The organism is Mycobacterium scrofulaceum (assembly GCF_001667885.1).
GTDB classification, from domain to species: domain Bacteria; phylum Actinomycetota; class Actinomycetes; order Mycobacteriales; family Mycobacteriaceae; genus Mycobacterium; species Mycobacterium scrofulaceum_C.
Genome location: NZ_LZJW01000053.1, coordinates 1 through 10,985 on the forward strand (window position 1 = coordinate 1; position 10,985 = coordinate 10,985).

5 protein-coding genes and 4 pseudogenes are annotated in these 10,985 nt (G+C 68.4%); 7 read left to right on the forward strand and 2 right to left on the reverse strand.

The features are described 5' to 3' along the window. The 3 genes and pseudogenes from A5681_RS06900 to A5681_RS06910 form a co-directional block, all read left to right on the forward strand. A pseudogene (locus tag A5681_RS06900) lies at positions 1-417 on the forward strand (hypothetical protein); the annotation flags it as partial. 403 nt (positions 418-820) lie between these two features. Continuing rightward, positions 821-3,154 (forward strand): hypothetical protein, encoded by a 2,334-nt coding sequence (locus tag A5681_RS06905; protein ID WP_067271169.1) that lies wholly within the window; start codon positions 821-823, stop codon positions 3,152-3,154. After that, entirely contained in the window at positions 3,151-3,978 is an 828-nt protein-coding gene (locus A5681_RS06910; protein WP_231996229.1) for a hypothetical protein, read from the forward strand. The genes A5681_RS06905 and A5681_RS06910 overlap by 4 nt, the downstream gene beginning before the upstream one ends. Before the next feature lie 119 nt (positions 3,979-4,097). On the opposite strand, the gene A5681_RS06915 is transcribed toward A5681_RS06910, so the two are convergent. Further along, positions 4,098-4,628 carry a DUF488 family protein gene (locus tag A5681_RS06915; RefSeq protein ID WP_067271171.1) on the reverse strand — a complete coding sequence of 177 codons (531 nt, stop codon included), beginning with the start codon at positions 4,626-4,628 and terminating at the stop codon, positions 4,098-4,100. A gap of 47 nt (positions 4,629-4,675) precedes the next feature. On the opposite strand from A5681_RS06915, the pseudogene A5681_RS28135 reads away from it, so the two are divergent. The 4 genes and pseudogenes from A5681_RS28135 to A5681_RS28145 all read left to right on the forward strand — a co-directional run. After that, positions 4,676-5,413, forward strand: a pseudogene (locus A5681_RS28135) (BadF/BadG/BcrA/BcrD ATPase family protein); the annotation flags it as partial. 90 nt (positions 5,414-5,503) lie between these two features. Continuing rightward, on the forward strand, positions 5,504-6,406 hold the full coding sequence (murQ, locus tag A5681_RS28140) for an N-acetylmuramic acid 6-phosphate etherase (protein WP_419866296.1): 903 nt from the start codon (positions 5,504-5,506) through the stop codon (positions 6,404-6,406). 64 nt (positions 6,407-6,470) lie between these two features. After that, complete coding sequence (locus A5681_RS06925; RefSeq protein WP_067271174.1) at positions 6,471-6,989, forward strand: hypothetical protein; 519 nt, start codon at positions 6,471-6,473, stop codon at positions 6,987-6,989. A 322-nt stretch (positions 6,990-7,311) separates the two neighbouring features. Beyond that, positions 7,312-7,965 (forward strand): annotated as a pseudogene (locus tag A5681_RS28145) (Hsp70 family protein); the annotation flags it as partial. Positions 7,966-8,459: 494 nt separating this feature from the next. On the opposite strand, the pseudogene A5681_RS06930 reads toward A5681_RS28145, so the two are convergent. Beyond that, positions 8,460-10,574 (reverse strand): annotated as a pseudogene (locus A5681_RS06930) (heterodisulfide reductase-related iron-sulfur binding cluster); the annotation flags it as partial. Between the last annotated feature and the right edge of the window lie 411 nt (positions 10,575-10,985).

Sequence of the window (10,985 nt, forward strand, 5' to 3'; positions counted from 1 at the left end):
AGCGCGTCGGCCTGCTCCTTCCGAAACCCTTCGTGGTCAAGAATTTTCACGGCCTGCTCGAACGTGTCGGCCGGCGCCATCCCGCTGCCGCCCGACCAGAACGGTTACGTCTTCATCGAAACGAAGTCGGGCACCACCCGCTGCCAGATCAACAAGGACACCGTCGGCTGCGAGGCGCCGTTCACGAACTCGCCGCTGCAAGACGGCGAACACGCCAACGGCGTGAGCGTGGACTCGGCCGGCAAGGTGAATTGGGTGCTGGGCAACCTGGGGGCCATCCCGACCGTGCAAATCGACTACAAGACCTACAACGCGGCCGGCTGGACGATCAACGCCACCGCCGACGGCACCCGCTTCACCAACGACCGCACCGGCCACGGCATGTTCGTCAGCCTCGACAAGGTCAACACGTTCTAGGCGTCAGCGTCATCGACGCCGTGGCGTGCCCCGAGCATCCTGAAGGGCCTTGCGTGCGGAGTTATCGTCGGGAATGTCTCTTCGATGGCCTTGCGCTTCTCGTCTTCCGTAGCTGGTAGTTCGCCGTTGGGACCGACCCGGTCGGAGGGTATGCCGGCACTGCGCCCGCGTCGTGCCGGCCAGTGCGGAAGAGCTAATGGGCGATATAGACCTGCGAACACCGGCACACCGCCCACCTCGAAGGGTGAATTGATCACCAGCCCTGTCGCGGTAATCTTGTCGCCAGCGCGAAAGGGGTGGCGATGCTTGTTGGTAGCGGTCCTCAGCGCTCGGGGGTTCGCTGTGCTGGTCGGTGGGCAAGGGGCCCTGTAGGCCTGCACTCGCAAACCGGTACGGGGATGCGGTGCAGCTGAAGCACCTGACCAAGGGGGAGCTGGTTGCCGGGGCCGGCGGCGATCCCTGGGAGGTCAACCGGACCCTGCAGGCCGGCAGCCCGGGCCAGATTGAGCGTCTGGCGGAAGCATTCCATGGCGCTGGACGCTCTACCGCCGAGGCCGAGCATGCATTCTCGCAGGCGCAGCAACGGTTTAACGCGGCCTGGAACCACCAAGACGGCGGCCCTAGCCCAATCAACGCCTCGGATGAAGTGCAGCGCACCGTCAAATCGCTTGGCGCACAGTCGGAACAGTTGCCCAAGATCGGCGCCGACCTGGAAAACATCGCGGCCGCGTTGGCCGAGGCGCAAAAATCCGGTGCCGCAGGGATCGCTACCTTGGAAGGTGAGTTGCAGCAGCTCGACAACATGATTGACTTGGCGGAGCAGGATTTGCGGGACCATCCTGATGCCGAGAGCCAGCAAGAGCTGCATGCGATTATCAAGGCTCTCAGAGCGGCTGCGGTTAACGACACCAAAGATGCTCTCAACCAGCTGCATGACACCCGCGACGCATATTCGAGCACACTGCGTCATTCGCAGACGAATCTGGCTAACGACGGGTATGACCCCACACCGACCTTCGGTGCCGACGCTCACGAACCCGAATCGCCCGACCAAGCAAGACAAGATGTCACCGACGCTCTCGGAGGCGATAAAGGGGCTGCCTCCCGCGTCAACGGCGTGCTGAACTCCATCACCCCTGACCAGCTGGCCGGAAAGGTGCCGCTCACCCCCGAACAGGCTTCGGTGTTGAGCCAGCTGCAGGCTCAAGAGCATGGCATGTCGATGGATGCGCTCAAGACAGCCGAGCAGCGTTTGGGCGACGAGAAAGGTCTGATCGGCAATTCTTTGCAGCTGATGAGCAACCCGAGCCTCATGTTCCCTCAAACCCCGCTGAGCGTCGGCGCGAAACAGGGAACTGACATGGTCAAAGGCGGGGCCAGCCAGCTGCCCAACAGCGTTCAGCAGCTGCTCAATTCACCGCGGCCCGACCTCCGCCACCTGAACCAGCTGGCCGACATCGTCAAAGACGGCAACCACACCTTCCAGGCCAACACCGACTTAGACCGTGGGATGGTGAAGCAGGCGTCGACGCTTATGAACAGCCCGTTCTGGCGTGCTGGCGAAGGCGGTCCTGGTGACCTCAACCCCGGGATCGACCCGACGGTTTCCAATGTTCTGTCGGCGGCATCACCTGATCACCAAGTGGTGCACGACGCTATGACCACCGGCGACCATGACCGGTTCCTGCAGAACCTCACACACCATTACTGGCAAGACCACGGCCAGGCGGTGAGTTCGCTGTTTTCGTGGACTGGTGATGCAGCCCAAGGACCCGAGGCAAGAATCGCCGGTGAGACCGCACACGCCTACAGCGCCTACATCGGGGGCCACCAGCAGGACCTCTTAAACCTTCCTGGAAATCACACCCTCGGACAGGTCAATCCCAATCTTGTGCAGGGCATGGCCCACGGTTTGGGGCCGTACGTCGACAACATCGCCGGAACGACCGGCGGACTGCCAGGGTTCGGCGATTCCCTTGACAACGAGGGAGACACTCGATCAGGCGCCCTGCCGATCGCCAAGGGCGTCTTCTCCGTCATCAACAGCGACCAGGCCGCTGGCCAATACTTCAACGGCCAAGCTTATGCACATGCGGTAGCTCACGAAGCCGCGTTCGGCAATGAGCCAACCCATTCCGGTTACGACACCCAGCTTTACGACGCCGCGACTCTAAAGGGCTTGGTAGACGTCGGAACCCACAACGCGTATCACGCCAATGAGGTCAACGGTTATCACCAGCAGTTGTCCGAATACGAGTTGAAGAAGCAGGCATACGAGGCCGGGCTCACCGGGCTAGGCACCGTGGCCGGGCTGCCGCCAGGTGTGGGCACCGTGGCCAGCCCCGCGCTCAGCGTGCTGGGACACGGCCTGGAAAACAGCATCCTCGGGCCGGCGCCGAGCGCACCGGGGGAAAATCCGATACAACCGTTGGACATTGGTGTCGCAGACCAAGGGATGACCAACGCGATGCTCGCCGCCGGGCACAACGTCCCGCTTCCAGACGGGTACGTCGTTTACGACGATCAACACCCTCACGGGCGACTCGCAACACTGGACGAGGCGAGGGCGAAATTCCCTGGGCTTACCGCCAGTCAATACGATGGCGTGATCGGCCCGGCTCTATCGCACGCAATCGCGTTGCCGCCCGATGAAAAAATGTCTCCGGATGAGTGGATGGCCACCCGCTACGACAACGTCGTCGGTGTTCCGCACGCGGAGCAGGGACGGCCGAAATGACCGATGGGTTCCACAATTTCAGCGGTGTCGCGGCGTGGGCGATATTCGCTTTGTTCTCGATTGCCGGATGCAGCGCAGGCGCCAACCATGGTGCGGCGTCTTCCACGACGTCTTCGCCTCCTGCCGGTTGGCCGGCGGCCCTCAACGATTTCACCATCGTCTGGACGGCTGAGCCCGGCATCGATGTCACCACCGCCGCCGCCGTAGCGGTGCGCGCCTACACCGAGTCCTACCTCCTGGCCTCCATCATGGGTGACAACCGCTACCTGTACCCCGGGTTCCAACAGTCGGTCGACCCCAACCAGTCCATCGACCATCCCACCGGTACCCAATTTCTCTGGCCCAAGACCGATGCGCCCCAACAGCCTTGGGTGGGCACCGACCGGGTGCACATCTCCTCTGTGACGATGTCCGGCCGCGACGCGACGGTGGTGGCCTGCGAATACACGTTTGGCACTGCCCAACCAGCCCGCAACGGTTACGAGCCGAATATTGGTGAGCCGCCGCCATATTCAGGCATCGACGCCATGCGGATCACGATGACGGCCCCCGCTAAGCCGGGACCACAATTCCCTCAGCAGGGCCCGGCCCGCGCACCGTCCGTCGACGTCTTCAACGGATGGCGGATAACCGGCCACCAAGGTGGTTATTTCGCCCGTTCCGGGGTCGGCGACGAATGGCCAAATGCGATCGAGGACAGAAACACCTGCCTCAACAAAGCGCCGCAACACCCCGGTCTCGTGCGCGGCGGCCAATATCCCCGCACCGACTTTCCCACTCAACCACCATCACCGGGGTGGCCAGCCCCGAGTGCGGCATCATGACGCCGGTCGACGCCGCGCATCCGCCTGGATTGCCCCCGACATTCTTCGGGACATCACGCTGAGTCCCAGCCAACGTGCTTAAGGCATGTACGGGTACCCACCGGACGCCGGGTTCCATCTCAGCCGTCCCATACCAGGTGGCCGTCGGGGCGGCGGCGCGCGCCGTCGGCGGGGCGGTGCGGGCGCAGCCGGCCATCAGGCATGAGGTGTTGCACCGGCACCGCGCGGCCGAGCTCCGCGACGTCGGCGATCAGCCGACGGTGGCAGCGCCACCAGACGCTCTCGCTGCACATCACCGCGGTGGTGCGCCGGGCCGCGTCGCCCAGGACCTCGTCCAGCGCGCCGTTGAACTCCGGGGTCCGGGTGTAGGCGGCGTACGCCCGGAACGCGGCCACCGTCCACCAGCTGTCGAGCTCCTGATCTCCGGCCGCGACATTGCGCCGGCCGCCCAGGCGGGGCTCCCACCGGTAGTCGATGCCGCGTTCGGGCAGCCAGCACTCCAGGGCCTCCCGCCGGACATCCGGATTCGTCCGACTGGCCGGATATCGCCGCACATCGACGACCAGCGCAACTCCGGCGCCGGCAAGCAAGTCCCCCAGCCGCTCTCGGTCGGCCGTCCCGTGCCCCACGGTCAACAACGCCCGGCCCACCAGACCAGTCTGCCCGGCAGTCGACACACGGCCCGGTCCGATCAAGGATGGGTGCGGTGATCCTCGCCGTCGACTTGGGTAAGACGTCGTGCCGGGCGTCGGCATGCGGCCGCAGGGCCGAAGGGCCGGGCGCGCCAGGGCTGGCGGCTACCGGCGGCGTGCTGGCCGCAGAGGCGGCGATCCTGAACGTGGTCAGCCCATTCGAGCGCCAGCTCGGCGCCGTCGACGAGGTGATCGTGGGCGCCGCAGGGGCGGAGGCGGCGCCGGACGCGGCGCGCGCGCTGGGCGAGGCGCTGCTGGCCTCGCTGCGGGCGGAGCGTGTCGCTGTGACCAGCGACGCCGTGATCGCGCACGCCGGCGCGCTGGACGGGCAGCCGGGCGTCGTGCTGATCGCGGGCACCGGCGTCGTGGCGCTCGCGATCGATGCGGATGGTCGGTGGCGGCGCGCCGACGGCTGGGGCACGTGGCTGGGCGACGAGGGCGGCGGCGCGTGGATCGGCGCCGCCGGGCTGCGCGCGGCGCTGCGCGCGCACGACGGCCGCGGCCCGTCCACCTCGCTGCTCGACGCCGCCCGCGCCCGCTTCGGCGCTCCGCAGACCTGGCCCGCGCGGCTCACCGGCGCCGCCGAGCTCGCGTCCTTCGCACCCGACGTCCTCGCCGCGCGGGGCGACGCCGTCGCGCTGGCGATCGTCGGCGCGGCGGCTGAGGCGCTCGCCGCAACCGCTCGCGCGGCCGGGAAGGGACCGGTCGCGATGGTCGGCGGCCTGGCCGGGTACCGGGCGCTGCGGGAGCGGCTCGACGTCGTCCCCGCCGCCGGCGACGCGCTCGACGGGGCGCTGCGGCTGGGCGCGATCCACGCACCGCACGTGATCCGGGTGCAGGCGGCACCGAAAGCCGTTGCGGCGCAAGGACTTGACGCGCTCGCCACCGAAGCCGCGCGTCCAGGCCTGGACGACCTCGACGCGCGGCCCATCGGGGAGGTCGTCGCGCTGCTCGTCACCGCCGAGGGTGAGGCGCACCATGCGGTGGCGGCGGCGGTCCCGAAAATCGCCGCGGCGGCCGAAGCGATCGCCGCTCGGCTCGAGCAGGGCGGCCGGCTGATCTACGCCGGCGCCGGGACGCCCGGACGCCTCGGCGTGCTCGACGCGGCCGAGTGTGCGCCCACGTTCGGCACCGACCTCGTGCGCGGTGTGATCGCCGGCGGGCCGGCTGCGCTGACCGAGGCCATCGAGGGCGCGGAAGACGCGTTCGACCCCGCCGATCTCGCCGACCTGACCGCCGCCGACGCGCTCGTCGGGATCACCGCGTCGGGCCGCACTCCGTACGTGCTCGGGGCGCTCGAGCATGCGCGCGCGGTGGGCGCTCTGACGGTCGCGATCGTCAACAACCGCGGCAGCAAGGCCTCGGCCGACGTGGTGATCGAATTGCTCACCGGCCCTGAGGTTCTCGCCGGATCCACCCGGCTGACCGCGGGAACGGCTCAGAAGGTCACGCTCAACACGCTTTCGACGAGCGTAATGATCGCGCTCGGCAAGGCCTACGGCCCGCGGATGGTTGACGTGCGGCCGACCAACGCGAAGCTGCGCCGCCGCGCGGTGCGGATCGTGCGCGACGCGGCCGGTGTCGACGAGCAAACCGCGACCGCCGCGCTCCGCGCCGCGGGAGGTCACGCCAAGACTGCGATCGTCGCGCTGCTCGCGGGCGTCGACGCCGCCGAAGCCGCCGTCCGGCTCGACCGGGCGCGGGGACGCGTGCGGGACGCGCTCGGTGGGAACTGAGGCGCCGACGCCTACCGAAGGCGGGCTCAGGGGCTTGGCAGGTGGCATCAGTACCATCGGTGCCGTGGCACGCAACGGCCCACCCGACGACTTCCACGAACAGGCGACCCGGCATGCCGACTACGGCGTCGCCGAGCCGCCCACCACCGGCGAACCCCCGGCGAACGCGCCCGACGCGTTCGAGCAGCCCGAAGCGTTCGGCGACCTGGAGACCGAACCCACCCCCTGGTACCGCAGGCCGCCGCTGCTCATCGCCTGGCTGATCTTCGTCCTGATCCTGATCGGGCTGATCGTCTACGGCATCACTGAACTGCTGAGCGGCGGGCAGGGCACCAGCCCGACCCCGAGCACCAGCAGCACGAGCACGACGACCACCACCACGACCCCGCCGACGACCACCACGACGACGACCCCGAGCACCAGCAGCGCGGTCGAGCCACCGGCGCAGCAGCCGACGGGGCAGCCCACGCATCAGCCCAGCCAGCAGGAGCCGACGCATCGGCATCATCTGCCCCAGGTGCCGTCGGTGATCACGATTCCGGGCGTGCCCACGGTGATCACGGTCCCGCCGGGCCTGCGCTGACCCCGCCGGCCGCTAGGGTGAGGACCACCGGGCGATCGGAAGTGGGGTGCGGGGAATGAGCGAGTCGCTCGGGCTGTCAATCGGGGCGGCCAACCTGGTGGCGGCCCGCGCGGGAAGCGCCCCAGTGGTCCGCAGCGCGGTCCTGACCCTTTTCGAGCACCGGCCGACCGAAGTTGGCTTGCCCGAGGAGAACCCGAACCTGACCGAAAACGGGATGGTGCTGCGCGGGTTCGTCGAACGCGTCGGCGACCGGACCCCCGTGGTGGCCGCCGACGGGACGAAGTACCTCGGCGAGGTGCTCACGGTTGAGGCGATCGAGGCCATGGCCCGCACCGTGGGCTACGGGACACCGATCACCATCGCCGTGCCCACCTACTGGTCCGACGCGCAGTTCACCGCGCTGCGCGAGGAGTTCTTCGCCCAGCCGGATCTCGCCCGCGGCGGGGTGGCCCCCGTGCTGGTGTCCGACGCCACCGCCGCGCTCGCCGCGCTGCGCGGCCGACCGGGATTCCCCACCTCGGGCGTCGTCGCGCTGTGCGATTTCGGCGCCAGCGGCACCAGCATCAGCCTGATGGACGCCGGGTCCAACTTCGCCCGCATCGGCCCGTCGGTGCGTTACGCCGATTTCTCCGGCGACGGCATCGATCAGCTGCTGCTGGGCAGCCTGCGGGCCTCCGACGACACCATGGCCGACCTGGGCAGCACGGTGCGGATCGGGTCGCAGAGCCGCCTGCTGGGCGAGTGCCGGCGCGCCAAGGAGCAACTGTCCACCGCCGCCACCGCCTCGGTCGCGGGCCGGCAGCTGACCCGTGCCGATCTGGAACAACTGATCTCCGAACCGCTGGACCGATTCCTGAACGCTCTCGAGGAAGCCGTGCGCCGCAACGGCATTCCGAAACTGGCCGCGGTCGCGACTGCCGGCGGCGGCGCCAGCATCCCGCTGCTCACCGCGCGACTGTCCGGGCGCTTTTCAGTGCCGGTCCACACCGGGCCGCAGCCCGCGTTCAGCGCGGCCATCGGCGCCGCGACGCTCGGCGACCAGCAGGCGTCGGCGGGCGTCCCGACCGCCGCGGGCGCCGTCGTGGAAACGCCGACCGAGATGGTGGGCACCGGCGGGATCGACATGACCCAGGCCGCGTGGGCCGCCCAGGCCACCGACGTGGACGGCGCGCTGGCCTGGTCCCAGGACGCCGACGGCGCGGACGAACCGGTGCCCTACACCGGGCGCGACGCCACCGGCGAGTACGCCGGCGCGGCAAGGACTTTCGACGATGGCGCCGATAACCGCTACCCGGCCCAGGCCGGCGGGCTGCCCTGGTACAAGCGCACGGCGCTGGTCTTGACCGTCGCCGGAGCCGCGGTGGCGGTGCTGGTGGCCGTCCTGTTGGCGATCAACCTGGGGCTCACCAAGTCCAGCCCGCCCAAACCCGCGGCCCCGAGCCAGCCGGCGCCACCGCAAACGTCGCAAACCGTGACCATCACCCGGCAGAACGGGCAGCCGGTCGCGATCGTGGACGCCCCGGTGGCCAGGGCCTCGTCGACGCGCTCGTGGTTGATGCGCTTGCCGATGTGCTCTTCCATCCACATCCGCGCGCCGCCCGCGCCGCAGCAGAAGCTGCGCTCGGCGTGGCGCGGCATCTCGGTGAGCGTCGCACCCGCGGCCCCGATCAGCTCGCGCGGCGCCTCGTACACCTTGTTGTGCCGGCCCAGGTAGCACGGGTCGTGGTAGGTGATGTCCTGGGACACCGGGCTGACCGGAACCAGCTTGTTGTCGCGGATCAGCCGGTTGAGGAGCTGGGTGTGGTGCAGCACGGAATAGTTCGCGCCCAGCTGCCGGTATTCGCGGCCCAGGGTGTTGAAGCAGTGCGGGCAGGTGACGACGATCTTGCGGTCGACGGTCTCCACGCCCTCGAACACCCCGTCCAGCGTCTCGACGGCCTGGGCGGCCAGCTGCTGGAAGAGGAACTCGTTGCCGGAGCGGCGCGCGGAGTCGCCGTTGCAGGTCTCACCGGTGCCCAGCACCAGGTACTTCACGCCGGCGATGGCCAGCAGTTCGGCGACGGCCTTGGTGGTCTTCTTGGCCTTATCGTCGTAGGCGCCGGCGCAGCCCACCCAGAACAGGTACTCGTAGCCGTCGAAGCTGTCGACGTCCTCGCCGTAGACCGGGACGTCGAAGTCGACCTCGTCGATCCAGTTGGTGCGGTCGGAAGCGTTCTGGCCCCACGGGTTGGCCTTGGTTTCCAGGTTTTTGAAGAGCACCGACAGCTCGGACGGGAACTCGGACTCCATCATCACCTGGTAGCGGCGCATGTCGACGATGTGATCGACGTGCTCGATGTCCACCGGGCACTGCTCGACGCAGGCGCCGCAGGTCACGCAGGACCACAGGACGTCGGGGTCGATGACGCCGCCCTGCTCCTCGGTGCCGACCAGCGGGCGGGTGGCCTGCTCGGGCCCGGAGCCCATCACGCGGCCGAAGCCCGACTCGGGCACGTGGTGCGCCTCGGCGTGCTTCTCGCCGGCCAGCTCCTCGCCGACCCCGCCCTCCGGGGTGTTCTCGAGGGGGCTCTCCTTATCGCCGAGGATGTAGGGGGCCTTGGCCATCCAGTGGTCGCGCAGGTCCATGATGACGAGCTTGGGAGACAACGGCTTTCCGGTGTTCCACGCCGGACACTGCGACTGGCAGCGCCCGCACTCGGTACAGGTGGCGAAGTCCAGCATCGCCTTCCAGCTGAAGTCCTCGATCTTGCCGCGGCCGAATTCGGCGTCGTCGGGCGGGTTTTCGAAGTCGATCGGCTTGCCGTCGTGTTCCAGCGGCAGCAGCGGCCCCAGGCCGTCGGGCAGCCGCTTGAAGATGACGTTGATCGGCGCCGTGAAGATGTGCATGTGCTTCGAGTGCAGCACGATGATCAGGAACGCCAGCATGACCGCGATGTGCAGCAGCAGCGCCGTCGTCTCGATGATCTCGTTGGCGGGCTGACCGAGCGGGCGCAGGATGGCGCCGAACAGCTGCGACAGGAAGGCGCCCTTGCCGTACGGCAGCGTGCCGTTGTTGACCGCGGACCCGCGGACCAGCACGTAGGTCCAGATGACGTTGAAGATCATGAACAGCACCAGCCAGGCGCCGCCGGTGTGGGAACCGTAGAACCGCGACGACCGGCCGATCTCCCGCGGGCTGCGCCGCCACCGGATGATGGCGAAGGTGGTGATGCCGAGGAAGACTCCCGTGGCGAAGAAGTCCTGCAGGAAGCCCAGCACGTCCCACCGCCCGATGATCGGGATGTGGAAGTTCTCCTGGAACAGGAAGCCGTAGGCCTCGATGTACACGGTGAGCAGGATGAAGAAGCCCCACATGGTGAAGAAGTGGGCCAGGCCGGGGATCGACCATTTGAGCAGCCGACGCTGCCCGAAGACCTCGGAGACCTCGGCCCAGATTCGCTTGCCGGGTTCGTCGGTGTGCCCCGGCGCGGGCTTTCCGGACGTGATCAGCTTGAACAGCCACAGGACGCGCCGGGCAGCGAGTGCGGCCACGACCAGCGTCATGCCCATGCCCACTACCAGTCTGATGAGCATCTGCGTCGTCACTGAAGGTCTCCCCAATGCATCGTTGATTCAGCCTGCGAATTGTTTGCCTGCTTAGCCCTGCTCATAGTTACATCTCCGCAGCTTCCGCCGCGAGAAAGGCTGCCCTAACTTGGGAGCTCGTCGCCGCCCGTGGCCTGCTTCGTTAGCGCGGCCGCGGGGGTGTGACCTTCGTCGCCGTGACCTGGGCCACCGCGTCAGGGTCGGGGTTGGGGCACGAAGGGCGGCAGCAGTGGCCGCACCCGAGTCGTCGTGGGCGCCGCGGTGGTCGTCGCCTGCGAGGTGGTGGGCGCCTGCGACGTCGTCGTGGGCGGGGCGGTTGTCGTCGTCGTCGTCGGCGCCGCCGTCGTGGTGGTGGTCGTGGTCGGCGGCTCGGTTGTCGTGGTGGCCGGCGGCGGTTCGGACGACGACGGC

Coding starts and splice junctions, on each gene's coding strand:
- A5681_RS06910 (WP_231996229.1), top strand. CDS start 3,151: ATGACCGATGGGTTCCACAATTTCAGCGGTGTCGCGGCGTGGGCGATA.